Genomic DNA, 26306 nt, shown 5'->3' with positions numbered 1-26306 from the left:
GCTGCACGGCGGCAAGGCCCTCTCACGCTCACAACAAGGGGCTGAACAGGTAGAAAATGTTCTCCATGGCCCGCTTGTACCAGGGTCGGGCACGCCAATCGGCCAGCACCATGGGGGTCGCCTCCTTCATGTAGCCCTCGACCAGCTTGCTCAGCTGGCCGACAAACTCGGCATTATCGACCAGCAGGGTGACCTCGAAGTTGAGCCAGAGGCTGCGTCTGTCGAGATTTACCGTGCCCACCAGGGCGAAGTCATCATCGACCAGCACGCTCTTGGTATGCAGCAGACCGGCATCGTAGCGATACACTTCCACCCCGGCCTCCAGCAGCTCCTCCATGAAGGCATTGCAGGCATGGTTCGCCATCAGGGAGTCGTTACGATCGGGCAGGATCAGCTGTACCTGCACGCCCCGTGCCGCTGCCGAGGAGAGCGCGGCCGCAAGGGGATCGTCGGGTACGAAATAGGGGGTGGTCAGCACCAGATGGCTGCGGGCCTGGTAGATGGCGAGCAGCAGGCTCTGCTGGATGCAGTCACCGCCGACGAAGGGGCCGGACGGGATCAGCTGGGCACGATAGTTGTTTTGCGGCCAGGATTCGGGTTCGTGCTGCAGGCTGTCGAGCAGCCGTTCCCCGGTCTCCACCTCCCAATCCCAGACGAAGATGGACCACATCAGCGGCACTATGGGCCCTTGCACCCGGATCATGATGTCGACCCACTGGCCTATGCCGGCATCCTGCTTGAAGAAACGCGGATCCACCAGGTTCATGGAGCCCGTGTAACCCACCCTGTCATCGATCACCACCAGCTTACGATGCATGCGCAAGTCCTGGCGCTGGAAGGGGATGCGCCAGGCACCGACCGGCAGCACCTCGACCAGCTTGACCCCGGCCTGACGCAGCACCTTGGGCCAGTGGGAGCGGAAGAACGCCTTGCTTCCCACGGAATCGAGCAGCAGACGACAATCCACGCCGCGCTGCGCCACCTCGCACAGGGCCTCGCACACCTCGTCCGCCCAGCCGCCAGGGTGCCAGATGTAGAACTCCAGATAGCAAGATTGGCTGGACTGACGGATATCCTTGGTGATCTCGCGCAAGATCCAGTCCGGCTTGTGGAGCAGCACCATGCGGTTGCCGGAGAGCATGGGCATGGCGAGTCGCCCCTGGATAAGATCGTGCAGGGGCTGGGCCTTCTCGCTCACCTCGCAGTGGTGCTGCGGGAAGAGCCGGGCCAGTTGGCGGATCCACTTGGCGTAAGGGCGATACATGGCCTGAGCCCGCTCGGCACGCCGCTTGCCGAGGCGCACCTCGCCAAACAGCACATAGAAGCCGACGCCGGCGAAGGGGATGGCGTAGATGAGAGAGAGCCAGGCGAGGGAGACCCCGATTGGGCGGCGCTTCATCACCACACGCAGGGAGACACCGGCGACGATGACGGTGTGAAACAGCAGCAGCAGCAGGCCCAGGAAGCGGGAGAACAACAGATGAATGTCATATTCCAGAGTGTTGAACACGGGAACTCCTTTGGACATGGGATGAGGGCGGCCAGGAGATCCCGCCGAGCTGGGATGATATGCTGTCGGGCCAATCCCATTCAATCAGGACACAAGCATGATCCTGCACACTATGTTGCTCAGCCTGGCCATGTTAGGGCAAGGCTCATATGACATCAATGAACAGCAGATCAATCAATATCTGCAATCCCAGGTTCAGGTCGACAAGCAGCTGGAATTGCCCGGTATCATCAAGGCGCATGTCCAGCTGGAACAGAGCGACGTCCAGATAGGGCGCCAGAGCCCGGACACCGCCCGGGTCTTTGGCAAGGGAAAGCTCAACATCACCCTGCCTGACAGCACCAACTACGATGCCCGTGTCTCCATGACCTATGAGGCCAGACCCCGTTATGACAAGACACAGGGCGCCCTGTTTCTGGATAACATGAAGCTGATCGAGTACAAGCTGGAGCCCCTTGAGGCGGAGCAGAAGTTCGGGTTCATGCTCAACATGCTGCTCAAGAGCATGGAGAAGCGGCTCGAGACCCAACCCGTCTATCGACTCGACGACAAGGATCCGCAGCAGCTCTGGCTCAAGGAGAATCTCATCGGCCTGGAGCTGACCCCGGGCACCATACATCTGCTGACCAAGGGCTCATAACGCCACGGCATACTCACCGGGATAGCGGATCAGCAGTTCTATCTGGTAGCCCTGCTGGTGCTGCTTGATGAAATGGCTATGGAGGGGCCCCTTGAGCTCCTCCAATGCCAGGTCGACGAAGCCCACCTTGTGATAGAAGGGCTGCTCGAATGGCAGGGCCTGGCAGATGATGGGCTTGCTGATCAGGTCCTGGCAAGCCAGCTGCAACAGCCGGGAACCCAGCCCCAGAGACTGATAATGGGGGAGCAGGCGAAAACCGCACAGATGGTAATACTCTTCGTCTTCACGCAGCCGCACGGCGCCGACCAGCCAGTGAGCATCGCGTACCACGAAGACCCGCTCGCTCAAGTCCGGCACGTAATAGGAGAATGTGGTTTCGTAATAGTCCCTGATCAGGGAAAGATCCGCATCACAATACTCTTCGAAAGTGAGCTCCATGGCTCGGCCATCCATCAAAACACGCTCCCCTATCCGCTTGTCGCCTTCGGCGCCCACTCGGCCGATCTGATTAGACCAGCCAGCCGGAGAAGATAACACGGGGCAAGACGACAAAACAGCGAGCACTGCGCGCTTTGTGAATAAGCACCGGCAAGGTCATTCAGACACTTTTTTGTTGTGGCCAATCCCTTTTACAAGGCGCCTCTTCCTGGATAGCCCTTGTCCTTCCGGGGGCTGAATGCTTTACTCAACGGGCATCGATGCAAGGAGTACCACAGTGAACACAAGGATGTTGCTCACGATTTTACTCGGCACCAGTCTGCCCGCCTGGGCTCAGTCCCCGCCCCCGGCCGAGGTGGTGATGTTGAGCGTCTCCCCTCAGAAACCCCCTGCCAGCAAACAGTTCCAGGTCTACAAATCCCAGCAGAGCAATGGCGTGACCCGTTATTCAGACATCAAGCCGGAACAGGGGCACTTTGAGGTGCTGCTGTTCAACGACTGTTTCGCCTGTGATCCCAAATCCAGGGTCAACTGGAATACCACCGGTCTCTTCCTCTACGACTATGCCAGCACCATACAGGCCGCGGCACACACCTATGAGGTCGATCCCGCCCTGATCCGGGCCCTGATCCACGCAGAGTCGGCCTTCAACCCAGTCGCCGTCTCGCGCAAGGGGGCCATGGGCCTCACCCAGCTGATGCCTGCCACCGCGCGGGAACTGGGGGTCGGAGATCCCCTGCTGGCGGAACAAAACATCTTTGGCGGGGTCAAGTATCTCTCGGGCCTGCTCAAGCAATACAAGGGGGATGTGGCCCTGGCCAGTGCCGCCTACAACGCCGGAGCCGGCGCCGTGCAGAAATATGGTGGCATCCCCCCTTATGCCGAGACCCGGGCCTATGTCAACCGGGTCCAACTCCTCCATCAGCGCTATCTCACCATGCTGAAGGCAAAGGGGCTCTGACACGCCTGCGAGCCCGTTCCTGAAACAAAAAACACGCCAGGCGGCGTGTTTTTTTTCGATACACAGGAGCAGATTATTTCTGCTCAGTCGCCACCATGCGGTAGGCCAGAGCGCCCAGGATACCGCCCACTATGGGGGCAACCCAGAAGAGCCACAGCTGGCTCACCGCCCAGTCACCCACAAACAGCGCCACACCGGTACTGCGTGCCGGGTTGACCGAGGTATTGGTCACCGGGATGCTGATCAGGTGGATGAGGGTCAGACAGAGGCCGATGGCGATGGGGGCAAAGCCCGCCGGCGCGCGGCTATCGGTCGCCCCCATGATGACGAACAGGAAGAAAGCGGTCATCACCACTTCACATACCAGGGCCGCCAGCATGGAGTAACCACCGGGGGAGTGCTCGCCAAAACCGTTGGAAGCAAAACCGGCACTCACATCGAAACCGGTTTGACCGCTGGCGATGACGAACAGCACGGCACCCGCGGCTATCCCCCCCAGCACCTGCGCCACTATGTAAGGCAACACACCGCTCGCCGGGAAGCGACCACCGGCCCACAGGCCCATGGTCACGGCCGGGTTGAGATGGCAACCCGAGATGTGGCCAATGGCAAAGGCCATGGTCAACACGGTCAGACCAAATGCCAGGGAAACCCCGAGCAGACCGATGCCTACCTCCGGAAAGGCCGCCGCCAACACGGCACTGCCACAACCGCCCAGCACCAGCCAAAAGGTGCCCAAAAACTCTGCTGCATAAGGTCTCACGATAATTCTCCTGATTGATCAATGTCTTCTATGACAGAAGCCTCACAAGAGCCTGCCATCACAGCAAGTGTATTATCGGGATATGAAGGCGGATGACGAGGGGCAACTTTTCCGGCAAAAACGTGACAGCCATCACAAGTTATTGTTCTTTCAGCAAGATATCCCTATATAGAAGAAGGGCTTAACAGATGGCGCCAAAGGGGTACGACAAATTTTGGCGTCATTGCGCAACAAAAATACATCCGAGACGGGATCAGGAAGGCTCCTGGCCGTGTCACCCTGCATCCGGCAATTTTTATCAGCGATAGCGGCCGCGGGCGGCGCCCGATACCCGGCCGGCCATCTTGATCAGGCTCTGGCGGGTATGGAAGTGGCAGAGGGCAACGCCCAGGGCATCGGCCGCATCGGCCTGTGGGGTAGCGGAGAGCTTGAGCAGATGAGTCACCATATGCTGCACCTGCTCCTTGGCGGCGCCCCCGGTACCCACCACGGCCTGCTTGATCTGGGTGGCCGAATACTCGCTCACCGGCAGATAGGCATTGACCGCTGCGACAATGGCGCTGCCACGAGCCTGGCCCAGCTTGAGGGCGGAGTCAGGGTTGCGCGCCATGAAGACTCGCTCTATGGCAAATTCGTCCGGCTTGAACTGGGTGATGATCTCGCAGACGCCGTCATAGACTTGTTTGAGACGCTCTGGCAACTCACCACAGTCGGTACGAATGCAGCCCGAGCCCAGGTATTCGGCCTTGCCGGCGACGATACGAAGCACACCGTAGCCCGTGATCCGCGAGCCGGGATCTATCCCCAAAATGATACTCATGACAGCTGTTATTCCGAAGGCAGATGATGGGCGCCAAGATAGCACAAAGTCGCTCCCCCTTGGCTCGCGCCTTGCGCGCAATACGGATCCCCATGGCAGGCAAGCCACCTCAAGAAGCGGTATCGGGGGCGTCCATCATCGCACGCTGTCTTGCAGGCTAACCCACCTCCACGCGGTTGCGCCCCCTCTCCTTGGCCCGATAGAGCGCATCATCGGCTCTCACCAGTGCCTGCTCCAAGGGGTCGCCCCGACGCTCAGCCACCCCGAAAGAGGCGGTGATGCTCAAGGATGCAGGCCAGTTATCATATGCTGCCAGGGCGAGGCGGATCCGCTCGGCCAGCATGCGCGCCCGCGCCTCTTCGTAGTGCAGGCAGATCAGGATGAACTCCTCCCCGCCCCAGCGGATCAACCGACACAGGCTATCGCAACAGACCAACACCTCGCTGACCAGATGCTTGAGCACCTCATCGCCGATGGCGTGGCCATGGTTGTCGTTGACGCGTTTAAAGTGATCGAGATCCAGATAGATGACACTCAGCGGCATGTCGCCCAATTCACTGAGCAGGGTCTGACCACCGAGGCGGTTGAGGGCGCCGGTCAGGGGATCATAACGCGCCTCCATCTCGGAACGGCGGCTCTGTTCAGACAGGGTCTGGTTGCGCTGCTCGGCCTGCAGCCAGGCAGCACGGGCCCGCCGCAGCTTGTCGCGCAGCAACAGGTGCTGCATCAGGAAAACCAGCAAGCCGTAACCCAGCCAGAAAGCGAGCAGACCACGATAGAAGAGGCCCGCCGCCAGCCAGGGGCCATAGAAACTGAGTTTCTCGACCCTGAGTCTGTACTCCCCCATGGGCATCTCGGCGCCGCTGGCCAATTCGACAGCAAATATCCGGCTCAGATCGGGGCCCTGCTGCAGCAGAGGAATGCGATAATCCTGGATCCACCAGGTGGCGGGGCTGAATACCTTGAGCGGGATCTCCAGGTGCAACTCGGGCTTGTGGTTGCGAAACAGTACCTCATTGACCTTGTGGGAGACGGGATCGTCTGGCCTGGAGTAGCTGGGATCGTAGTTGCGCAGATAAATGCGCCACTCCTGAGGCGTGGGGCCATCGACGCTGATGGCCAGCGTCATGCGGCTGAAACCGGACAAGTCCAGCCCCTGCTCAGGCTCGCTCAGGGTAAAAATGATCTCGCAAAAGGGGTAACGGTAGCTGTCGCGCAGATCGCAATCTATCCCGGGCTGTTCGCCGGGCAGCAGCCTGGCTCTGGAGCTTCCCTTGTGGATACCATCGTCCAGGGCGCTGATGACCAGCCGATCCCTGGTCAGCACGTTCAGCTCCCGCTCTGGCCCATACTCGAACAGTGCGATCCCCAGCAGGGTCAACAGCAACAAGGGCCAAAACAGGCGATCAATCAGCAAGGGACCAAATGAGGGCATGACAACTCCGAGGCGACGAGATGCTTACTCTAAATCAACTTGGTGAGCGGCACCCTGATCCAGATTAACCCTCTCCACAAATAGGTTAATAGCCCCCGATTCTGCCCGAAGCCTACTTCTCCATATAGCCAGATAAGTTGAGCCAGCTCACAAAATCAATACGTTAATTAATCGCGACTGAGCTCGAGGCGCCGGTATAAGGTTGTGCGGCTGATACCAAGCCGCCGCGCCGCCTCAGTCACGTTGCCGTCACACTCGGCCAGGGTGCTGGCGATTTGCCTGTGCCCCGCCTCACGCAGACTGCGAGGCGGCGTCTCCTCCCCCCGCCCGTCTGGCAGTTGCAGGTGCTCTGGTCGGATCCAGCCCAGCCCCTCGGCCAGCACGCAGGCTACCTCCAACGCCTGCTTGATCTGACGGACATTGCCCGGCAGCGGATGTGCCAGCAGCCGCTGTTCGGCCTCCTCCGTCAGCTGCAATGCGGGATCCATCTCGACCAGCAAGCGGCTCAGCAATTGGCGCCTCTCCAGTTGCGGCCACTCCCGCCAGGGGGCGAGCCGCTGACGCCAGCCGCACAGCCGGTAGTAGAGATCCTCACGAAAGGTAGCGGCGTTGACCATGGCGCCAAGATCCCGGTGGCTGGCGCAGATCAACCAGAAATCCACCGGCTCGGGTCTGTGGCTGCCAAGGGGGGTCACGGCGCGCTCCTGCAATACCCGCAGCAAGCGGGTCTGGGCCAGCAATGGCAGCTCGCCAATTTCATCCAGCATCAGAATGCCGCCATGGGCGGCGCGCAGATAGCCCTGACTCCCCTGGCTGCGGGCGCCGCTAAAGGCCCCGCCCACATAGCCAAACAGCTCGGCCTCCACCAGATCGGCGGGCAGGGCGCCGCAGTTGACGCACACCAAAGGGGCGTCGGCCCGACTCGAGGCTTGATGCAGGCTCCTGGCCATGTGCTCCTTGCCGCTGCCGGTTTCCCCCTCCAGCAGCAGCGTGATGCCGCGCTCCAGCATCTTGAGGGGCACATTTGGCTTGCCCTCCACGGGCGCCCGAGAGGGAAGGATCCGGCAGATCTGGCGCTCGCGCAGCAATTGACGACCATCGAAAGCATGCTGGCCCAGCCAGAGTCGACCGGCCCGGTTGGCACCGAGCAGCTCCCCCTCCTCACCCAGCAGCAGCCGCGGTGACCAGAGCGTCTGGGGATCGAGATCCACCAGCCGGCCGGGACGACGGGCCAACAGGGCATTCTCCAGGGTCATGGCGAGCAGTCGCACCGTGCCCAGCATGTCGCCACCGTGATGCCGGGCATCCGAGGAGATATCCAGTACGCCGAGCAGGCTGCCGTCCGGCGCCAGCAGCGGGCAGGCACTGCAACTGAGGAAGCTGTGCTGGGCGAAGAAGTGCTGACTGCCAAGCACCTGCACTTCACTCCCCTCGGCCAGGGCTGTGCCGATGGCATTGGTGCCCTTGCTGCCCTCTCCCCAGCGGGCACCGCTGCGCAAGAAGATGCGCTCCGCATGGCGGGCAAAGCTGTCATCGCCGCTGGCGGCGAGTATGGCCCCCTCGCCATCGCAGAGCAGCAACCGGCAGGGTCTGCCTGCCAGCAGCTGGATAAACAGGGGCAGCACGAACTGCTCGAAGCAGAGCACCAGCTCCCGGCTCCCCTCCAACCGGGCCGACAGCTCCCCCTGGGGCAACAAATCCAGCTCGGCGCTCTGTTGACGACTGAGCCCCTGATGCAGGCAACGCTGCCAGGAGCGGTGAATGGGGTCGGACACGGGTAGTTCGCGCATGATGCCTCCTGTTCAAAATCGTGACAGTCGCGACAACGTGTGTCCCGTTTTGGAACAGCAGGCGTCGGCTCGCCAGGATCACTGGTTAAACAAGATACGCCGCCAACCGAGATTTGATAACGTTTTTGTAACTTTTGATGGCGTGGCCTGACCCTTGGCACGGCCCTTGCGATGTCGTGAATGACCACTATGCAGCCAAGCACAGACTATCCCCGGCGCTGACCGGGCAACAACAGGTCACACACACAAGCACAAGGAAGATGCCATGATCTATACCGCACCCGGCCAGGCAGGCGCCCTGGTCAGCTTCAAATCCCGCTATGACAACTTTATCGGGGGCGACTGGGTTGCCCCCCGCGGCGGCCGTTACTTTGAAAACATCTCGCCGGTCGATGGCCGTGTGTTCTGCGAGGTGGCCCGCTCCGATGCGGCCGACATCGAGCTGGCGCTGGATGCCGCCCACAAGGCCTTTGCCAGCTGGAGCAAGACCAGCGTCACCGAGCGCAGCAACCTGCTGCTGCGCATTGCCGATCGCATCGAACAGAATATCGAGGTGCTGGCCATCGCCGAGACCTGGGAAAACGGCAAGGCGGTGCGCGAGACCCTGGCCGCCGACTTGCCGCTGGTGGTGGATCACTTCCGCTACTTCGCCGGCTGCATCCGTGCCCAGGAGGGCTCGGCCGCCGAACTGGATCAACACACCGCCAGCTATCACTTCAAGGAGCCCATCGGCGTGGTCGGCCAGATCATCCCCTGGAACTTCCCGCTGCTGATGGCGGCCTGGAAGCTGGCGCCCGTGCTCGCGGCGGGTTGTTGCAGCATACTCAAGCCCGCCGAGCAAACCCCGGTCACCATCATGCTGCTGATGGATCTCATCAAGGACATACTGCCTCCCGGCGTGGTCAACGTGGTCAACGGCTTCGGCGCCGAGGCGGGCCAGGCACTGGCCACCAGCTCGCGCATCCAGAAGCTCGCCTTCACCGGCTCCACCGAGATTGGTACCCACATACTGCGCTGTGCCGCCGACAAGCTGATCCCCTCCACCGTCGAACTGGGCGGCAAGTCCCCCAACATCTATTTTGCCGACGTGATGGACCATGAGAGTCAATACATCGACAAGGCGGTGGAAGGCATGTTGATGACCTTCTTTAACCAGGGCGAGGTGTGCACCTGCCCCTCCCGCGCCCTGGTGCACGAGAAGATCTATGACGACTTCATGGAGAGGGTGCTGGTGCGCGCCCGGGCCATCGTGCAGGGCAACCCCCTGGACACCAATACTCAGGTGGGGGCCCAGGTGTCCCGCGAGCAATACGACAAGATCCTGAGCTACATGGCCGTCGGCCGGGCCGAAGGCGCCAACATGCTGATCGGCGGCAATGCCGCCAGGGTGAGCGGGCTGGAGGGCGGGTTCTATATCGAACCCACCATCTTCCACGGTCAGAACAAGATGCGGGTGTTCCAGGAGGAGATCTTCGGCCCGGCCCTCGGCGTGACCACCTTCAAGAACGAGGCAGAAGCCCTGGCCATTGCCAACGACACTCAATATGGGCTGGGAGCGGGCCTGTGGACCCGGGACAGCAACCTGGCCTGGCGCATGGGCCGCGGCATCCAGGCCGGTCGGGTCTGGGTCAACTGCTATCACGCCTACCCGGCTCACGCGGCCTTTGGCGGTTACAAGAAGTCCGGGATCGGCCGCGAGACTCACAAGATGATGCTGGATCACTACCAGAACACCAAGAACCTGCTGGTGAGCTACGACATCAATCCCCTCGGCTTCTTCTAACCCGAGCCGGAATGAATATCGACGCTGAGGGCGCCCATGGGCGCCCTCTCTTTATATCCGGGGATCCCCCTGGCAGGCTTTGCCAGACGGCCTGCTCAGCTCCCGGGCAGGGCCAGCTGCTGGCGATAACGTTGGGGCGAGCAACCCAGCTCGCGATTGAACATGGCGATAAAGGCCGAGGTCGAACCATAACCGAGCCGCCAGCCAATCTCCTGAATGGGCAACTCCCCCTTGAGCCAGGCCAGCGCCTTGAGCAGCCGCAGCCGCGCCCGCCATTGACCAAAATTCATGCCCAGCTCGCGCACGCAGCGCCGTGCCAGGGTGCGTTCGGTGCTGTGCAACTGCCCGGCCCACTGCGCCAGAGTGCGGGGATCGGCAGGATCACTGTGCAGCGCAGCCAGCATGGGGGCCAGCAGCTTGTCCTGGCTCATGGGCAGGTAACTGTCCTGGCAACGGGTATGGGTCAGCTTCTCCACCAGCAGCTCGGCCTGACGCATATCCCAGTCATCTCCCATGTGGCCGATGCGGCGATCGCAAAAGTCCGCCAGCAGCGCCTTGAGCAGCGGGGTCAGCTCCAGCAATCTCGGCTCGTCGGGCAGGCGCCGGGCCAGGGTGTCACTGACATAGATGGAGGTGTAGTCGAGGGCCTGCTGGTTGTAGGAGGCGTGTTCCAGCCCGGCAGGCACCCAGATGAGGTAATCCGCCGGGGCCAGCAGCCGCTGTTCGCCCACCACTATCTCCATCACCCCCAGGCTTATCAGGCTGAGCTGCCCCCAGGGGTGGCTGTGGGCGAGACAGGCATTGCCCGCCTGGATCTGGCTATAGCGAAAATAGAGCGGATTGGGGGGCGCCAGGGCGCGGTCCAGCGCCATGTAGGGGATCGACGGCACGGCTTGTCCTTTTCGAGGGATGAACTGTCAGTTTTACGTTACTTGTGATGATAAAGACAAGAGTAGACTGGCGCCATTATCATGAGGAGTCTGTCATGCCCCTGTTTTCCCCCCTGCTGTTCCCAGTCATGGCTGTCTTGATCTGGGCCACCAATACCGTGGTCTCCAAGGCCGCAGCCACCCTGGTCGATCCCGCCGCCATCTCCTTCTATCGCTGGCTGATCGCCGCCCTGGTGCTGACCCCCTTCTGCCTGCCGCAACTGTGGCGCCGTCGCCATGAAATACGCCCCTGGCTCGGCAAGTTGCTGGTGCTGGCGGCCCTTGGCATGGTGCTCTACCAGTGCCTTGCCTATTACGCCGCCCACACCACCTCGGCCACCAATATGGGGGTCATTGGCTCCCTGATCCCCATGCTGACCCTGCTGCTAGGGACATTGCTGTTTCGCCAGCGCCCCGGGCGCCAGGCCGTCATCGGCATGAGCCTCTCCCTGCTGGGCGTACTCTGGCTGCTCGGTCAGGGGGATCCCCTGAGCCTGCTGCGCCAGGGGATCAATCCCGGGGATGCCATGATGTTGCTCGGTTCGGCCAGCTATGCCTTATACGGCCTGCTGATCCGTCGTTGGCAGTTGCCGTTCGGCCCCTGGCTCAACCTCTACCTGCAGGTGCTGCTGGCGGTGGTATTGCTTGTTCCGGTCGCCGTCAGCGCCGATACCCTGGCCGTCTCCGTCCAGGCCTGGCCGCTGGTGATCTTCGCCGGTATCGCCTCCTCCCTGCTGGCGGCCTACTGCTGGATGCGCGGCCTGGCAAGCATGGGCGCGGAGCGTACCTCGGTGTTCATGAACCTGATGCCCTTGTGCACGGCGCTTATCGCCGTGATCACCCTGGGAGAGCCCATTCACGGCTATCACCTGCTCGGTGGCGGCCTGATCCTGGGCGGCGTCATGCTCTCCCAGTGCAAGCCCAGGGTACGCCCCGCCCTTGTGGAAGAGGCATAAACCGGCGAGACAAGCCGCAGCAGCACAAAGCAAGAAGGGAGCCGAGGCTCCCTTCTTGCATATCCACGCTAACACCCGCCAGCTCGGTTGCCCCGGCGCCAGTGTGTAACACAGCTGGCCGGCCACGCTGGTCGTAGTCGAGATCCACCTCGCCCCTGTACTCGGATGCCAGATAACGGCGCGCCTTGGTGCGGCTCAAGGAGAGACGCAGCGCCACCGTATCGGTGCAGAAGGAGGTTGTACACGAACAGCGCGGCGCCGCCCATGCCGAGCGGCAGGGAGCCGTTCCAGCCGGCGTAGAGGATGCAGGTGGCGAGCCCGAGGAAGATCATCATCGGCATGCCGGCGATGGGTGGATTGCCCCAGGGGGCGGCTTTCGGGGTAGAGAAGCTGTTCATTGTTATGCGCCAGCTTGTGGTGTGACGCCACGCTACGTATCCCCTCCTGCGCTGTCGGTTAGCGAGCCTGCAAAGCCATATAAAAACATTGAAACCTTAAGCACCATTGCCCTCCCCGCGTCCCCTGCCCCCGAAACTGAATGTGAGCTGAATCACGCTTTACTTAGCCTGCGAAATAAATATAATGCTTAGCAGGCTAAGTATATGAGGTGTCTGCCATGAAAAAGGATCTGGAGATGTTGCGCGAGCTCTCCCTCGCCGAACAACTGGGGCGACTGCACCGGCTGTGGCGCACCGTGGCCGATATCGAGCTGGCCCCCTTGGGTTTGACCCATCCGCGCTGGACCGCGCTCTGGAAGCTGAGCCGCCTCGGCGGCCACCTCAGCCAGAAGACCCTGGCCGAGGCGCTGGAGATAGAGCTGCCCTCCCTGATGCGCACCCTGGGTCAGCTGGAAGAGCTGGCGCTGATCGAGCGCCACTGCTGCAGCCAGGACAAGCGCGCCCGCATCGTCAGCCTGACTCCGGCCGGCAAGGCGCTGCTCGACAAGATCGAGGATCGCATCATGGAGGTCCGCCGGGATCTGCTGGCGGGCATCAGCCAGCAGGAGCTGGCCCAGTTTGAAGAGATAGTGCACCGCATCTCCGCCAATGCCCTCGGCAAGATCGGTGCCCAGCATGAAGAGAGAGAATAAGATGACCCCGGATCAACAATTCAAACGCTGGATCAAGTGGGCCATGGCCTGCTTCATTCTGGTGTTCGGCTACTTCCTGCTGGCCGACATCAAGATGCCCCTCACCCCCCAGGCCATGGCCACCCGGGTCGTCACCAAGATGGCGCCCCAGGTCAGCGGCAAGGTGGTCGAGGTCGCGGTGGTGAACAACCAGCACGTCAAACAGGGGGATCTGCTGTTCATGCTGGATCCGGCCCCCTTCGAGCTCGCGGTCGAGCAGGCCAGACTCGCCCTGGATCAGGCCGAGCAACAGAATCGCCAGCTGGATGCGACCCTGAACGCCGCCGCCGCCGATTTCAGCTCGCTGCAGACCCAGACCGCCCAGAAACAGCGGGAGGCCGAGCGCATCGATACTCTCTATCGCCGCCACATGGTCTCTGAGCAGCAGAAAGATGATGCCGACAGCGCCGCCCGCACCGCCCGTGCCAACCTGCTGGCCAGCCAGGCCCGCATGGAGCAGGCTCGCGTCAACCGTGGCCTGGCCGGTGATGACAACCTGCTGCTGCGCCAGGCGCGCAACCGCCTCGCCCAGGCCGAGCTCAACCTCACCTACAGCCAGGTCCATGCGAGCCAGAATGGCATCATCACCAACCTGCAGCTCAAGCCCGGCAGCGTGGCCACGGCGGGCGCCCCCCTGCTGGCCCTGGTCTCGGAGCAGGTGGACGTGATCGCCGATTTTCGCGAGAAGAGCCTGCGTAACATCACCCCGCAGAGCCGCGCGCTGGTCGCCTTCGACGGCGAGCCCGGCCGCCTCTATCCGGCCCGGGTCGCCAGCCTGGACGCCGGGGTCAGCGCCGGCCAGTTCGACGCCAACGGCCTCTTGGCCAACCCCATCGAATCCGATCGCTGGGTGCGGGATGCCCAGCGACTGCGCCTGCACCTGACCCTGGATCAGTTGCCCGCCCATCTGCCGGCCGGGGCCCGCGCCACCGTCCAGCTGCTGCCGGACAACGCCCTGAGCGCGCTCTTTGCCCGCGGCCAGATCCGCCTGCTCAGCCTGCTGCACTACATCTACTAATGGGGGCAAGCATGACACTCTGGCACCGAGCCCTCACCGCCAACGAGCTGCGCCAATGCCTGCGCATCGCCTTCGGCAGCACTCTGGGCTTCCTGATCTGCAAGATTTGCGGCTGGAACTACGGGGTCTTCTACACCGTCACCCCCATGCTGCTGCTCGGCATGATCCCGGTGATGAACGGCCACGCCGCCCGCCAGCTTATCGCCGCCGGCGTGATGTGCGGGCTGGAGGTCGGCCTGCTGGGCGCTCTGTTCGGCGGCCATGCCGGCCTGATGACCCCCATCGTCTTCCTGCTGTTTCTCTACCGTTTCGCCGCCATGTCCCGGGGCAGCCTGTTCCTGTTTGGCGCCAACGGTGTGGTAAGCCTCAGCATCATGCTGCACTTTGCCAGCTACCCCCAGACCGACCTGAACAATCTTATCTTCAGCAACCTCTGGGCCAACATACTGTCGGTGCTCATCGCCTACCTGGTGACGATCCTTATCCCGGATGTGGAGGCTCACGCCCCCAAAGCCTCCTCCGTCAAGGCCCCGCACCGGCTGCGGCACGAGGCACTGCTCGGCGCCAGCATCGCCACCCTCTCATTTTTGGTGTTCCAGCTGTTCGATCTGCGCGACTCCATGTCCGCCCAGGCGACCACACTGATGCTGCTCTTCCCCATGCATTGGGATGGGGCCCTGAGCTATGCCCGCAAGCGCGCCATGGGCACATTGCTCGGGGTGAGTTTCGGCATCCTGAGCCAATTGGTGCTCTATGACTGGTCAGGGCAACTGCTGCTGGTCACCCCCCTGCTCTGGCTCGGGGCCATGCTGTTCAGCCATGCCCATGTGAAGGAGGCGAGCGGCTCCGGGGTCGGCTTCGGTGCCCTCACCACCCTCGGCATACTGTTTGGCCAGTACCTGACCCCGGGCAACGATCTGGTGTTCAGCGCCCTCTACCGGGTCAGCAGCATCCTGTTTGCCATCGTCGCCACCCTGCTGGCCTGCTACCTGATCCACCGTCTGCTCAACCGTTTCGAGGCGACCCGTTTCGGTTACTGATACGACTACTGTAATGAGCCCATGGATGAGCTTTGTTTGCCCCGACCTGGTGTCGGGGCTTTTTTTGGGAAATATGTTCACCAGAGGTGATGAATAGAGCCCGCTGATGGAACCGTATCGGCGCAAAATGTCGCAACCGGGTCCCATATCTCACGGCACGACCGACCCGGGCCCCTTAATCCTTGCCTGAATGCCCTGCTCTGTTAGGCTTTATGGTCAGGCTATGGGTTCAGTCGAACCTGTACCTCACTGATGGAGTCTTCATTGTGATATTTCTGCGCTTTTCTCTGCCGGGTGCCCTGCTGCTCGGTCTCGCTGGCTGTGCCCCGGCACCCCATACCCTCACAGTCACAGGAGGCGAGCCGATCGCCTATCAGTGTGCCAACGATCAGAAGGTCCAGGTGAGCTACTTCGGCCTCTCCGATGACAGCCTCAACTTCGTCAAGCTGGCCTTGCCAAACGGCAAGGATTACACCCTGCCCCAGGTCGTCTCGGCCTCGGGTGTCCGCTACACCGATGACCATGAGGTTGTCTGGTGGAACAAAGGCAAGGAAGGCTTCGTCGAACAGCGGGCCGAAGATGGCAAGTGGCAGAGCCTCTACGCCGAGTGCACACAACAGTAACCAGTGGCATAGCCCCTACAGCTGCGAACAAAAAATGCTAACAAAAAGGCCAACCCGCAGGTTGGCCTTTTTGTTCACAAAATGCGGGTCAGGCACGCTTGTCGCTGACCACCAACCAGAGAGCATGCACCATGCCTGGCAGACCGCCGAGCAGGGTCAACACTATGTTGATCAGAAAATGCAGGCTAAAGCCCACCTGGATAAAGGCACAGACCGGGGGTAAAAAGATGGCAAGCAAGATTTTGAGCACGTTGTTCATCACATTCTCCTGTGAGTTTGATGCCTAACAGTAAGCCCACAGCCAGCAATTGGCAAAGGCTAAGTCGGGGCCAAATGACAGCAGCCCCAGCCCCGCATCCCCATCAGAGCAGATTGCGCAGTGGCGCAGAGCGGATCAGCGCCGCGATCTGATGCACCTGCTGATTGCTGCTACCCCGCCACAGCAAACCAGGATCGGCCAGGGTCTGCTCGAAGCGACCATCCACCAGTACGTCCAGCAGGGCCGCCAGCTGCCACTGCGCCTCATCAAGCTCCTCGAGCCGATAACCGGTCCAGCACCAGATGTCCTTGCCCGGACACTCGGCGCGTACTCGCCTCACCAGTGCCAGCACCTGGGGCACATTGGCGGGATGGAGCGGATCCCCCCCCGAGAGCGTCAGGCCACGCCGCTTGATCCGGCCATCATTGAGATCCGCGATGATGCGATCGCTCATGGCCGAATCGAACGCTTTGCCGCCATCGAGGCGCCAGGTGCTCTGGTTGTAGCAGCCAGGGCACTGGTGCTCGCAGCCGGAGACGAACAGGCTGGCCCGGGTACCGGGGCCATTGACCACATCGACAGGGTAATACTTGTGGTAATGCATCTCGCCCTCTTCTCGTTTCCAATACCGGCAGCTGCGGCCCTTGCATCATCGATGCTTACCGCAATCGACAAGGGTTCAAAAAGAGCCCTTTCATTTCCATCAGCAGCCAGCAGGCCCGTCAGCCTCGATCACAGGTGTTTGACCCGGCGTTTCACCTCTTCCTGCTTGCCCGCGTTGAAGGGGCGCGCATCCGGGCTGCCGAGGTAGCCGCACACCCGCCGGGTCACCGACACCTTGGCCGGATCGTGGTTGCCGCAGCGCGGGCAAGTGAAGCCCTTGGAGGTGCACTCGAACTCGCCGGTGAAGTCGCACTCGTAGCACTCGTCGATGGGGGTGTTGGTGCCGTAGTAGGGCACCCTGTCATAGCTGTAATCCCAGACGTTTTCGAGCGCCTCCAGATTGTGCTGCAAGTTGGGATACTCGCCGTAGCAGATGAAGCCACCGCTGGCGATGGGCGGATAGGGCGCCTCGAAATCCAGCTTGTCATAGGGGTTCACCTGCTTCTCCACATCCAGGTGGAAGCTGTTGGTGTAGTAACCCTTGTCGGTCACCCCGGGAACCAGGCCGAACTCCTTGGCATCCATGCGGCAAAAACGCGAACAGAGGTTCTCGCTCGGAGTGGAGTAAAGGCTGAAGCCATAACCGGTCTGCTCCTTCCACTGCTCGGTCGCGGCCTTGAGGCGGGCGATGATGGCGATGGCCTTCTGTTGCAACTGGGCACTGTCAAACAGGTGACGGTCGGTGCCAAACAGAGCGTTGATGGTCTCGTGCACCCCGATGTAACCCAGCGAGATGGAGGCGCGGCCATGCTTGAAGATCTCGCTGACGTTGTCGTCGGCCTTGAGGCGCACCCCGCAGGCGCCCTCCATGTAGAGGATGGGAGCGACCCGCGCCTTGACTCCCTCCAAGCGCTCGATGCGATACATCAGGGCTTCTCTTGCCACCTCGAGCACCTCATCCAGCCGTGACCAGAAATCGCTCTCATCCCGGGACTTGAGCGCGATGCGCGGCAGATTGAGGCTCACCACCCCGATGTTGTTGCGCCCCTCGTGAACGAGCTCGCCATTCTCCTCATAAGCACCGAGGAAGGAGCGACAGCCCATGGGGGTCTTGAAGGAGCCGGTCACTTTCACTACCTGGTCGTAATTGAGGATATCCGGGTACATCCGCTTGGTGGCGCACTCCAGGGCCAGCTGCTTGATGTCGTAGTTGGGATCCCCCTGCTTGTGGTTGAGACCATCCTTGATGGCGAATACCAGTTTCGGGAACACCGCCGTCTTCCTGTTCTTGCCCAGACCCGCGATGCGGTTGCTGAGGATGGCGCGCTGGATCAGGCGCGACTGCCAACTCTCCCCCAGGCCGAAGCCGAAGGTGACGAAGGGGGTCTGACCGTTGGCGGTGTGCAGGGTGTTGACCTCGTACTCCAGGGACTGGAAGGCATCGAAGCACTCCTTCTCGGTGCGTGCCATGGCATAGGCCTCGGCATCCGCGATGCCCCACTCCTCGGCCACTTCCCGGTGTTTCTGCCAGCTGATGGTCACATAGGGGGCCAGCACCTCGTCGATGCGGTTGATGGTGGTGCCGCCATAGATGTGGCTCGCCACCTGGGCGATGATCTGGGCCGTGACGGCGGTCGCCGTGCTGATCGACTTGGGGGTATCAATCTCGGCGTTGCCCATCTTGAAGCCGTGGGTCAGCATGCCCTTGAGATCGATCAGCATGCAGTTGAACATGGGGAAGAAGGGGGAGTAATCGAGGTCGTGGAAGTGCAGATCGCCACGCTCATGGGCCTGTACCACGGCCTTGGGCAACATGTGACTGATGGCGTAGTGCTTGGCGACGATACCGGCCAGCAGATCGCGCTGGGTCGGGATCACCTTGGCATCCTTGTTGGCATTCTCGTTGAGCAGCGCCGCATTGGTCTGCTCCACCAGGCCACGGATCTCCTGGGCCAACCGGCCACGAGCCTCGCGGGCCTGATCCCTGTCGTGACGGTATTCGATGTAGGCACGGGCGATGGTCTTGTCGTCGGAGGCCATCAGGTGGTTCTCGACCCGGTTCTGGATCTCGTGAATATCGACCTCGGCACGGCCCTCAAGCTCACTCGCCACGGCCATGGCGACGCTATTGGCCAACCCCAGATCCCCCTGACCGACCGCCTGGGCCGCTCGCCCGACGGCGGCCGCAATCAGTTCAACATCAAAAGGTGCATGGCATCCATCACGTTTGATCACAACCGGTTTCATTTCTCATCCCCGCAAAATGGCCGCACTTCGTCGACCCGATAAGCGCTCCCGGCCTGCCCCGGCTCGCCAGGGCGAGACGAGACCAGCCGGGCCTTGAGCCCCTGGCTGGCATCTGGGAGTGCTGAGGTTATCCACAGCTTACAAACACAACATATGGGATTTTTATCTCTTTAATTCCCTATATGTGGTGGCTATTAGGCCCCAAAGCCGAAGGCGCTTTCTTGATCCAAGACAGGTTTTTCGCCAGCTGCTCAGTTAGGAAACAGTGTCAAAAGAGCACTTTTCACCCCTAGGCCAGAGCCACTCTGGCCTAGGGGCGGATCCCTGGTTTGCAAATATGTGTGGCCCTTGCTGCCGACCTGGGCCGCCTCTGCCCAGCGGTCAGCCGGGCAACCCAGCAGAGCCGGTCAGGGAGACCATGCACCGGCAGCGATGATCTGTTGCAAGAGATGAGAAGAGGGATGGGATCGTTCGAGCAGGCCGTGGGCAACCGCTCAGCTGAACGGGTCGGCATAGGGAATAACCCATGAAAAAACAGACCCGGTCAGGGCCGGGTCTGTAGCGTCTCAGGTCAGGGATCCGGCTCAGGGCTGGATAGCGGCTTGCAACTGCTCTTCGGTCCAGATGGTGATGCCGAGCTCCTGGGCCTTGATGAGCTTGGAGCCCGCCGCCTCACCGGCCACCAGCACGTCCGTCTTGGCCGACACCGAACCGGCCACCTTGGCACCAAGAGCCTGCAGGGCCGCCTTGGCATCGTTGCGTGACAGGGTGGCGAGGGTGCCGGTCAGCACGAAGGTCTTGCCGGCGAAGGGTTGCTCGGCCGCCTCTTTCTGCTCAATCTCCGGCCAGTGGATACCGGCGGCCAGCAAGGCGTCGAGCACCTCGATGTTATGGGGCTGGCGCAGGAAGTAGTAGACATGTTTGGCCACCACCTCCCCCACATCCGGCACCGCGAGCAACTGCTCGACGCTGGCGGCGTGCAGGGCATCCAGAGTCAGGAAATGATTGGCCAGGTTCAGGGCCGTCGCCTCGCCCACTTCGCGAATGCCAAGGGCAAACAGGAAGCGCGGCAAGGTGGTGCTGCGCGCCGCATCGATGGCGGCCACCAGGTTGAGTGCGGATTTCGGCCCCATTCGCTCCAGCCCGGCGAGCTGGATGGCGGTGAGGCTGAACAGATCCGCCGGTGTCTTGACCAGGCCCTTGTCCACCAACTGATCCACTATCTTGTCCCCCAGACCATCCACATCCATGGCACGGCGAGCGGCGAAGTGCTTGATGGCGGCGGCGCGCTGCGCCTCGCAGAACAGACCACCGGCGCAGCGGGCCACCGCCTCGCCCTCGTGTCGTTCCACCGCCGAGCCGCACACGGGGCAGGCGCTCGGGAACAGGATCTCCCGGGCATCCGCGGGGCGCTGGGCGGCCACCACGGCCACCACCTGGGGGATCACATCCCCGGCCCGACGCACTATCACGGTATCGCCGATCATGACGCCGAGGCGCTCGATTTCGTCGGCATTGTGCAAGGTGGCGTTGGAGACGGTGACGCCGCCGACGAACACGGGTTTGAGCTTGGCCACCGGGGTGATGGCGCCGGTACGACCGACCTGGAACTCGACGTTTTCCAGCAGGGTCATCTCCTCCTGGGCCGGGAACTTGTGAGCCGTGGCCCAGCGCGGGGCACGGGCCACGAAGCCGAGTTCTTGCTGAAGCGGAATACTGTCGACCTTGTAGACGACCCCATCAATCTCATACTTCAGGGCGTCACGGCGCGCCAGAATGTCATCGTGGAACGCCTGGCAACCCGCCGCCCCCTCCATCAACCTGACCTCGGGACTCATGGGCAGGCCCCACTCCTTGAGACGACACAGCCGCGCGAAGTGGGAGTCCCCCAGCAGCTCGCCGCCAATGCCGACCCCGTAGGCGTAGAAACTCAAGGGGCGACTCGCCGTGATCCGGGAATCGAGTTGACGCAGGCTGCCAGCGGCGGCATTGCGCGGGTTGACGAACACCTTCTCCCCCGCGGCCAGGGCTCGCTCGTTCATCGCCTCGAAACCAGCCTTGGGCATGAACACCTCACCGCGCACTTCCAGCCGGGCGGGCCAGCCTTCACCACGCAAGACGAGGGGGATCGCCTTGATGGTGCGCACGTTCTCGGTGATCTCCTCCCCCGTGCTGCCGTCCCCCCGGGTTGCCGCCTGCATCAGCTGACCCTCCACATAAAGCAGGCTCACCGCCAGGCCATCGAGCTTGGGCTCGCAGCAGAAGGTGAAACTCAGCTCACGTTTCAGGCGATCCCTCATGCGCTGCTCGAACGCCACCAGCTCTTCGCTGCTGAACACATTGTCCAGACTGAGCATGGGGATCTCGTGGCGCACCTGATTGAAGGCTGTCAGTGGCGCACCACCGACCCGCACACTGGGGGAGCGGGCGGTTTTCAGCTCGGGATGATCGCTCTCCAGCGCGATCAGCTCGCGCATCAGGCGATCATATTCGGCATCGGGTACGGTGGGGTTATCCAGCACATAGTACTGATGGCCGTACTCCGTAAGCAGTCCACACAGCTGGCTATGACGAAGCTCAGGATGAGCCAATTCAAGGGCAAGTAGCTCCTCCTTCAATCGATCATATTCGGCATCCGGTACTGTCGGTTTTTTCAACCCGTAGTACTGATGGCCATATTCGATAAGCAGTTCACACAGTTGACGGTGGCGGGTGAGGGATTCGCTCATGAAAAAATCTCGACTGTGGTGGAAATGATAAGTTAGGCGGACAAATAAAAATGCGGCACCCAGGTACCGCACTTTTTATTCACTCGACAGCGCCGGTCGCTTAGTCGCGACTGGCCTCGAAGGCAGCCAATTCGCGGCGATACCTGTCGATGGTCTCATCGCTGAGCGGGCTGCGCTCCATGTCGGTCAGCATGGCATCCAGGTCACTGGCCAACTGATCGGCGGCTTGCAGCAGGTGCTCGAAGGCAAAGGCCACGTTGCTGCGCAGGGGCAGTTGCATGAACAAGGAGACCCCAGGGGTATTGAACTGCTCCATCCGGTACGGATTGAAGGTGCCCGGTTTGACCATGTTGATCATGGAGAACAGCACTTCCCCGTGGCCATCGAGCCCTTCGTGACGGTGGAAGATATCCATCTCGCCGAACTTGAATGCCAGGGATTGCAGGGAGGCCAACAGGGCAGCCCCTTGCAGCGCCTGACCGGGGCGAGCCATCAGGTTGATGACATAGACATCCTGCCAAATCTTTTCGACGGGAGCGCGATCGGGCTCCGGCTCGTCATACACAGGGGCATAAACCGGGGCCTGCACGGGGGCGGCACGCTCGACCCTGGGCTCGGCACGGGGTTGCACTCTCGCCTCAGCCCTGGGTGCAAACTGGGGCTCGTCAAACTGTGGCTCGGCATGCACTGGCGCCTGACGGGGTTCGGCGCGCACGGTTTGTTCACCGAAGCTGAGGCCGCTGGTGTAGGCAGGCTCGGGCTGAGGCTCGTCGTCAAACGGCTGCAACGCGGGTTCGTGCTGGGGGCGAGAGCGATAGACTGGGGTGCGGCGATTCACCTGAGCGGGCTTGCGCACCGGCTCGGCGGCAACCGGCTCCTCGTAGATCTCCTCTTCCTCGTCCTCATAGACAGGGGCTGGGGCGACGGGACGGGCGACCGGTTTGCGCGGGGCTGGCGGCGGCAGTTCGTCTTCATCCTCATCATCGAGGTAGTCGTGGACAGGTGCAGCCTCAGGCTGCAGCTTGGGCTCGGCACGGCGGCCAGCACTGACCACGCGCACCTGGCCGATGCCGTCGCTATCGAAGGCATCGCTGTCACGATCCCGTGCTTTGGTGTCCATCCGGTTCAAGGGTTTCTCCTTGATCGGGGACTGACGATTCTTCCTGTTGCTCCACAACCCGTGAATGAGCAATGCCGCTATGGCAATCCCGCCCAAGGCGACCAAGATGTAACGCAATTCCTGCATTAGCTGCTTCTCTTTCTAGTTTTGCTCAGCCAAAGCGACGGCTTCACCGATGTCGACCGAGACAATGCGCGAGACACCAGGCTCTTGCATCGTTACGCCGATCAGTTGTTCAGCCATCTCCATGGAGACCTTGTTATGACTGATGTAAACGAACTGTACTGTGCTCGACATCTCTTTGACAAGAGAACAGAAGCGACCGACGTTCACTTCATCGAGCGGTGCATCCACCTCATCCAGCAAACAGAAAGGCGCTGGATTGAGTCTGAAGATGGCAAAAACCAGCGCAAGTGCGGTCAAGGCCTTCTCCCCCCCGGAAAGCAGGGCAATGGTAGCATTCTTCTTACCCGGAGGTCTTGCCATGATACTCACCCCGGCCTCTAAAAGATCGTCGGAGGTGAGCTCCAGCCAGGCGCTCCCACCCCCAAACACCTTGGGGAACAGGGATTTTAAATCTTCATTGACCTTATCGAAAGTGTCACGGAAGCGTATTTGTGTCTCTTTATCAATTCTTTTAATGGCTTGGCCCAGGGTTTCCAAGGCTTGCTCGAGATCCTGGCACTGATTTTCCAGGTAGCTGGCCCGGGTTTGCGCCTCCTCGTATTCCGCCAGCGCCGCCAGGTTGATGGCGCCAAGCGCCTCCACCTGGCTCTCCAGGGTCTGGATCTCCTGGCGCAGGGCGGTGCGATTGGCGGCGATCAGCACCGCCTGATCGAGATCGATCAGCCGTACCCCCAACTCCTCGAACTGCTCATGCAGCCCCTGACGACGGGTCAGGTTGCGCTCACGCTCTAGGCGCAGCTGGGCCAGCTGCTCTTGCAGTGTCACCAGCACGTTGCGATCCGATGCCCGGGTCAGCTCCAGCTCGGCCAGCCCCTTATCAAGCTCGGCGATACGTTGATGGCAGGCCAGTTGCGCCGTCTCCAGGGTGCGCTGCTCATGGAGCAGGGGCGACAGATCCTGACCCGATGCGAGCTCAGGCGCCTTGAGCTGCGCCAGCTCCAACCCGAGCCGGGCCAGCTCTTGTTCTCGCAAGGCGATGATCTGATCCCGGTTCTGTTGCGCCAGCTGCAAGCGCTGGCTGCTCGCCAGTTGCTGCTCGCGGCGCACCCGTGCCGCCTCCAGCTCTTGCTCGGCTCGCCGCCCCTGCTCCTGTGCCAGTTGCAGCGCCTCACGCTCAGCCTCTCCTTGCGCCAGATGTTCCTGCAACTGGGCATCAATCAGCTCACACTCCTGGGCAAGCGCCTCGCTGCGGCTGGACTCGGAGGCCTGCTCGGCGTCGAGGCGACGCAGATCCTCACCCAGCTGGCCCAGCCGCAACAACCGCTCCTGGCGCTGACCCTGTTGTTGACTCCAGGCTTCACGCTGCCGCTGCCATCTCAGCTCCTGCTCGCCGAGCGCCCGGCCATGTGCCTCATAGGACTCTTTTTGCTCTACCCATAGCCGATCGGCCTCTTGCAGGGCGCTGACTAACTGCTGCCGCTCGCCGTCGGCCTGACTGCGTTCCTGACGCAACCGCTCACGCTCCCCTTGCAGGGCCAACGGTCCCAGGGCGCCATCCTGACCCAAATCGGCCCAGTTGCGCCCGAGCCAGTCGCCCGTGGGGGTGAGCACAGACTCCGCCGCCGCCAGCTGTGTCTGTTGTTGACGGGCCGCCGTCAAATCCGCCGCCAGCCAGATGCCATTGAGAAAAGCCGGGATATGCGGCCCCGTCACTTCGGCCCCGAGCGTGCCGGGCAGAGCGGGTTCCGCCGGGCCTATCCAGAGCCCTGCATGGCCCTCGGGGCAGATGTCGGCGGCGTTGGCCGTGATCCAGCGACCCAGCACCTTGTCCAGGGCCTGGGCCCAGACGGGCGACACTTGCAAACCATCGGCCAGTTTGTCGCCACCCAGTTGCGGGCCCAGGATCTGATCCAGGGTGGTGAGCCGGGCATCGAACTCGCGCAGCAGACTGGTCTGCTGATGCAGTCGTTCATTGAGCCCCTGATGATGAGCCGCGCCCCCACGGGCTAATTCGGCCAGCTCCCCGTTCTTGGCACGCATCAGCTCGAGCTCGCGGCTCAGAGCCTCCAGTGCCGGTTGCAAGTCCGGCTGGCCGGCCAGGGGATCCCCTTGCTCCTCTTCGAGCTTGAGGCGAGCGAGCCGGGTCTTGGCCTGCAGCTCCTGCAGACCATGTTGCTGAGTGCGCGTCTGGTTGAGGTTTGATTGCAACTGAGCCAGCTGCTGCTGCCACTGTTGTTGCCGCGATCTCGCCCCTTCCAGAGCCTCGCTTGCCGCCACGCGCCGCCCTTGTTGATCCTCAAGCAACTGCTCACATTGCTCGAGGCGGGCCTCCTCCTGCTCGGCGGTCAGCGCCTGGCTGGCCTGCTCGGTCAAGAGTTCGGCCAACTGTCCCTTGAGCCCCTCGATGCGCTCGGTCAGTACAATGCTGCGCGTCTGCCAGTCGCGGCCCAGCTCATCGCGATGGAGCTGTTGCTGCTCGAGGCGAGCGATGGCTTGACCGCCGAGGAAGAGCTGCTGCTGGCGCGCCGTCTGCTCGGCCTGGGCCTCCTGACGTGCCACCGACAGGCGGATATGGTGACTGTCATCCTGACTGCGCTTGGCATCGAGGGCGGCAATGGCCAAGTCCACCTTGGCAAGCTCCTCCTTGGCCTGGGCCAAGCGAGTCTCCAGTGCCCACAGCTCGGAGCCAATCAACTCGGCACGGGCGGCACGGCTGCGCCCCTTGAGCTGACTGTAACGTTCGGCGGTCTGAGCCTGGGTTCGTAAATGATCGAGCCGGGAGCCGAGCTCACTGCGAATGTCGCCGAGCCGCTCCAGGTTCTCCTGGGTGTGACGAATGCGCAGCTCCGTCTCCCGACGGCGCTCCTTGTAGCGAGAGACCCCCGCAGCCTCCTCCATGAACAGCTTGAGATCCGCCGGGCGCGACTCCACCAGGCGACTGACGGTGCCCTGCTCTATGATGGCGTAGCTGCGCGGGCCCAGCCCCGTGCCGAGGAAGAGATCGGTGACATCCTTGCGCCGGCACTTCTGGCCATTGATTTCGTAATGGTTGCTGCCATCTCGCAGCACCTCGCGGCGCACCGAGATCTCGCTGAAACGACCAAACTCGCCGGGCACGCGATTGTGGGGATTGTCGAACACCAGTTCGACCGAGGCGCGGCCATGGGCACTGCGATTGAGGGAACCATTGAAGATGACGTCTGTCATGTTTTCGCCGCGCAGGTGGCGGGCCGAACTCTCCCCCAGCACCCAGCGCACCGCATCGATGACATTGGATTTGCCGCAACCGTTCGGACCCACTATGGCGGTCATGTCGGCACTGAGCACTATCTTGGTCGGCTCGACGAACGACTTGAAACCGGCGAGCTTGATCAATTTCAGACGCAT

At 62.0% G+C, this 26306-nt stretch carries 21 protein-coding genes and 1 pseudogene; 8 read left to right on the top strand and 14 right to left on the bottom strand.

The features are described from left to right. Positions 1–28: 28 nt before the first annotated feature. The gene (gene cls, locus M2366_RS06425) at positions 29–1510 is read right to left on the bottom strand and encodes a cardiolipin synthase (RefSeq protein ID WP_224430994.1); all 1482 of its coding nucleotides are present in this window, start codon (positions 1508–1510) and stop codon (positions 29–31) included. A gap of 97 nt (positions 1511–1607) precedes the next feature. Between cls and M2366_RS06420 the strand changes: the two genes are divergently transcribed. Further along, positions 1608–2150: a DUF1439 domain-containing protein gene (locus M2366_RS06420; RefSeq protein WP_224430995.1), complete on the top strand. Its 543-nt coding sequence runs from the start codon at positions 1608–1610 to the stop codon at positions 2148–2150. On the opposite strand, the gene M2366_RS06415 is transcribed toward M2366_RS06420, so the two are convergent. Beyond that, on the bottom strand, positions 2145–2588 hold the full coding sequence (locus M2366_RS06415; RefSeq protein ID WP_042040705.1) for a GNAT family N-acetyltransferase: 444 nt from the start codon (positions 2586–2588) through the stop codon (positions 2145–2147). The genes M2366_RS06420 and M2366_RS06415 overlap by 6 nt on opposite strands. Before the next feature lie 289 nt (positions 2589–2877). Between M2366_RS06415 and M2366_RS06410 the strand changes: the two genes are divergently transcribed. Then, a complete protein-coding gene (locus tag M2366_RS06410; protein ID WP_259269447.1) occupies positions 2878–3549 on the top strand; it encodes a lytic transglycosylase domain-containing protein in 672 nt (223 codons plus the stop codon). Between the two features lie 73 nt (positions 3550–3622). On the opposite strand, the gene aqpZ is transcribed toward M2366_RS06410, so the two are convergent. The 4 genes from aqpZ to M2366_RS06390 form a co-directional block, all read right to left on the bottom strand. Beyond that, the gene (aqpZ, locus tag M2366_RS06405) at positions 3623–4312 is read right to left on the bottom strand and encodes an aquaporin Z (protein WP_259269236.1); all 690 of its coding nucleotides are present in this window, start codon (positions 4310–4312) and stop codon (positions 3623–3625) included. Between the two features lie 298 nt (positions 4313–4610). Continuing rightward, positions 4611–5132: a crossover junction endodeoxyribonuclease RuvC gene (gene ruvC, locus M2366_RS06400; protein WP_042040707.1), complete on the bottom strand. Its 522-nt coding sequence runs from the start codon at positions 5130–5132 to the stop codon at positions 4611–4613. A 157-nt stretch (positions 5133–5289) separates the two neighbouring features. Then, complete coding sequence (locus M2366_RS06395; protein WP_259269235.1) at positions 5290–6567, bottom strand: GGDEF domain-containing protein; 1278 nt, start codon at positions 6565–6567, stop codon at positions 5290–5292. A 167-nt stretch (positions 6568–6734) separates the two neighbouring features. Continuing rightward, positions 6735–8357, bottom strand: a complete 1623-nt coding sequence (locus M2366_RS06390) for a sigma-54-dependent Fis family transcriptional regulator (protein WP_259269234.1) — start codon at positions 8355–8357, stop codon at positions 6735–6737. Between the two features lie 265 nt (positions 8358–8622). Between M2366_RS06390 and M2366_RS06385 the strand changes: the two genes are divergently transcribed. Continuing rightward, positions 8623–10140 (top strand): aldehyde dehydrogenase family protein, encoded by a 1518-nt coding sequence (locus tag M2366_RS06385; protein WP_224430999.1) that lies wholly within the window; start codon positions 8623–8625, stop codon positions 10138–10140. Positions 10141–10235: 95 nt separating this feature from the next. Here M2366_RS06385 and M2366_RS06380 read toward each other — a convergent pair whose 3' ends face one another. Further along, positions 10236–11012: a helix-turn-helix transcriptional regulator gene (locus M2366_RS06380; RefSeq protein ID WP_259269446.1), complete on the bottom strand. Its 777-nt coding sequence runs from the start codon at positions 11010–11012 to the stop codon at positions 10236–10238. A 113-nt stretch (positions 11013–11125) separates the two neighbouring features. On the opposite strand from M2366_RS06380, the gene M2366_RS06375 reads away from it, so the two are divergent. Continuing rightward, positions 11126–12025: a DMT family transporter gene (locus M2366_RS06375; RefSeq protein WP_259269233.1), complete on the top strand. Its 900-nt coding sequence runs from the start codon at positions 11126–11128 to the stop codon at positions 12023–12025. Positions 12026–12093: 68 nt separating this feature from the next. Here the strand turns inward: M2366_RS06375 and M2366_RS06370 are convergent. Beyond that, positions 12094–12263 (bottom strand): annotated as a pseudogene (locus M2366_RS06370) (response regulator); the annotation flags it as partial. A 378-nt stretch (positions 12264–12641) separates the two neighbouring features. On the opposite strand from M2366_RS06370, the gene slyA reads away from it, so the two are divergent. The 4 genes from slyA to M2366_RS06350 all read left to right on the top strand — a co-directional run bounded on the left by slyA (position 12642) and on the right by M2366_RS06350 (position 15835). Then, the gene (slyA, locus tag M2366_RS06365) at positions 12642–13115 is read left to right on the top strand and encodes a transcriptional regulator SlyA (protein WP_224431002.1); all 474 of its coding nucleotides are present in this window, start codon (positions 12642–12644) and stop codon (positions 13113–13115) included. A 1-nt stretch (position 13116) separates the two neighbouring features. Continuing rightward, complete coding sequence (locus tag M2366_RS06360) at positions 13117–14172, top strand: HlyD family secretion protein (protein ID WP_259269445.1); 1056 nt, start codon at positions 13117–13119, stop codon at positions 14170–14172. Positions 14173–14183: 11 nt separating this feature from the next. After that, positions 14184–15212, top strand: a complete 1029-nt coding sequence (locus tag M2366_RS06355) for a DUF2955 domain-containing protein (RefSeq protein WP_259269232.1) — start codon at positions 14184–14186, stop codon at positions 15210–15212. A gap of 266 nt (positions 15213–15478) precedes the next feature. After that, a complete protein-coding gene (locus tag M2366_RS06350) occupies positions 15479–15835 on the top strand; it encodes an MliC family protein (RefSeq protein ID WP_404972786.1) in 357 nt (118 codons plus the stop codon). Positions 15836–15923: 88 nt separating this feature from the next. Here the strand turns inward: M2366_RS06350 and M2366_RS06345 are convergent, their stop codons facing one another. From M2366_RS06345 to M2366_RS06320, 6 genes are all read right to left on the bottom strand, one after another. After that, entirely contained in the window at positions 15924–16094 is a 171-nt protein-coding gene (locus M2366_RS06345; protein ID WP_005898342.1) for a YqaE/Pmp3 family membrane protein, read from the bottom strand. A 103-nt stretch (positions 16095–16197) separates the two neighbouring features. Further along, entirely contained in the window at positions 16198–16698 is a 501-nt protein-coding gene (gene nrdG, locus M2366_RS06340) for an anaerobic ribonucleoside-triphosphate reductase-activating protein (protein ID WP_042040717.1), read from the bottom strand. A 128-nt stretch (positions 16699–16826) separates the two neighbouring features. Continuing rightward, positions 16827–18944, bottom strand: coding sequence for an anaerobic ribonucleoside-triphosphate reductase (gene nrdD, locus M2366_RS06335; protein WP_259269231.1), 2118 nt, complete (start codon positions 18942–18944; stop codon positions 16827–16829). 584 nt (positions 18945–19528) lie between these two features. Further along, entirely contained in the window at positions 19529–21673 is a 2145-nt protein-coding gene (ligA, locus tag M2366_RS06330) for an NAD-dependent DNA ligase LigA (protein WP_259269230.1), read from the bottom strand. A gap of 100 nt (positions 21674–21773) precedes the next feature. Continuing rightward, positions 21774–22919 (bottom strand): cell division protein ZipA, encoded by a 1146-nt coding sequence (gene zipA / locus M2366_RS06325; protein ID WP_259235569.1) that lies wholly within the window; start codon positions 22917–22919, stop codon positions 21774–21776. 15 nt (positions 22920–22934) lie between these two features. Further along, the gene (locus M2366_RS06320) at positions 22935–26306 is read right to left on the bottom strand and encodes an AAA family ATPase (protein ID WP_259269229.1); all 3372 of its coding nucleotides are present in this window, start codon (positions 26304–26306) and stop codon (positions 22935–22937) included.

Origin of the sequence: Aeromonas sp. BIGb0405 (assembly GCF_024807335.1) — a bacterium.
Taxonomy (GTDB): domain Bacteria; phylum Pseudomonadota; class Gammaproteobacteria; order Enterobacterales; family Aeromonadaceae; genus Aeromonas; species Aeromonas rivuli.
Note: the sequence above shows the minus strand (reverse complement) of the source record. Positions and strands in the feature narration are given on the sequence as shown.

Excerpts from the sequence above, each read along its gene's own strand:
- M2366_RS06385 (WP_224430999.1), top strand. The coding sequence starts at position 8,623 with ATGATCTATACCGCACCCGGCCAGGCAGGCGCCCTGGTCAGCTTCAAA.
- M2366_RS06345 (WP_005898342.1), bottom strand. The coding sequence starts at position 16,094 with ATGAACAACGTGCTCAAAATCTTGCTTGCCATCTTTTTACCCCCGGTC.
- ligA (WP_259269230.1), bottom strand. The coding sequence starts at position 21,673 with ATGAGCGAATCCCTCACCCGCCACCGTCAACTGTGTGAACTGCTTATC.
- M2366_RS06375 (WP_259269233.1), top strand. The coding sequence starts at position 11,126 with ATGCCCCTGTTTTCCCCCCTGCTGTTCCCAGTCATGGCTGTCTTGATC.
- M2366_RS06410 (WP_259269447.1), top strand. The coding sequence starts at position 2,878 with ATGTTGCTCACGATTTTACTCGGCACCAGTCTGCCCGCCTGGGCTCAG.
- nrdG (WP_042040717.1), bottom strand. The coding sequence starts at position 16,698 with ATGCATTACCACAAGTATTACCCTGTCGATGTGGTCAATGGCCCCGGT.
- M2366_RS06420 (WP_224430995.1), top strand. The coding sequence starts at position 1,608 with ATGATCCTGCACACTATGTTGCTCAGCCTGGCCATGTTAGGGCAAGGC.
- ruvC (WP_042040707.1), bottom strand. The coding sequence starts at position 5,132 with ATGAGTATCATTTTGGGGATAGATCCCGGCTCGCGGATCACGGGCTAC.
- M2366_RS06355 (WP_259269232.1), top strand. The coding sequence starts at position 14,184 with ATGACACTCTGGCACCGAGCCCTCACCGCCAACGAGCTGCGCCAATGC.
- M2366_RS06415 (WP_042040705.1), bottom strand. The coding sequence starts at position 2,588 with ATGGAGCTCACTTTCGAAGAGTATTGTGATGCGGATCTTTCCCTGATC.
- M2366_RS06390 (WP_259269234.1), bottom strand. The coding sequence starts at position 8,357 with ATGCGCGAACTACCCGTGTCCGACCCCATTCACCGCTCCTGGCAGCGT.
- M2366_RS06395 (WP_259269235.1), bottom strand. The coding sequence starts at position 6,567 with ATGCCCTCATTTGGTCCCTTGCTGATTGATCGCCTGTTTTGGCCCTTG.
- slyA (WP_224431002.1), top strand. The coding sequence starts at position 12,642 with ATGAAAAAGGATCTGGAGATGTTGCGCGAGCTCTCCCTCGCCGAACAA.
- nrdD (WP_259269231.1), bottom strand. The coding sequence starts at position 18,944 with ATGAAACCGGTTGTGATCAAACGTGATGGATGCCATGCACCTTTTGAT.
- M2366_RS06360 (WP_259269445.1), top strand. The coding sequence starts at position 13,117 with ATGACCCCGGATCAACAATTCAAACGCTGGATCAAGTGGGCCATGGCC.
- M2366_RS06380 (WP_259269446.1), bottom strand. The coding sequence starts at position 11,012 with ATGGCGCTGGACCGCGCCCTGGCGCCCCCCAATCCGCTCTATTTTCGC.
- M2366_RS06320 (WP_259269229.1), bottom strand. The coding sequence starts at position 26,306 with ATGCGTCTGAAATTGATCAAGCTCGCCGGTTTCAAGTCGTTCGTCGAG.
- zipA (WP_259235569.1), bottom strand. The coding sequence starts at position 22,919 with ATGCAGGAATTGCGTTACATCTTGGTCGCCTTGGGCGGGATTGCCATA.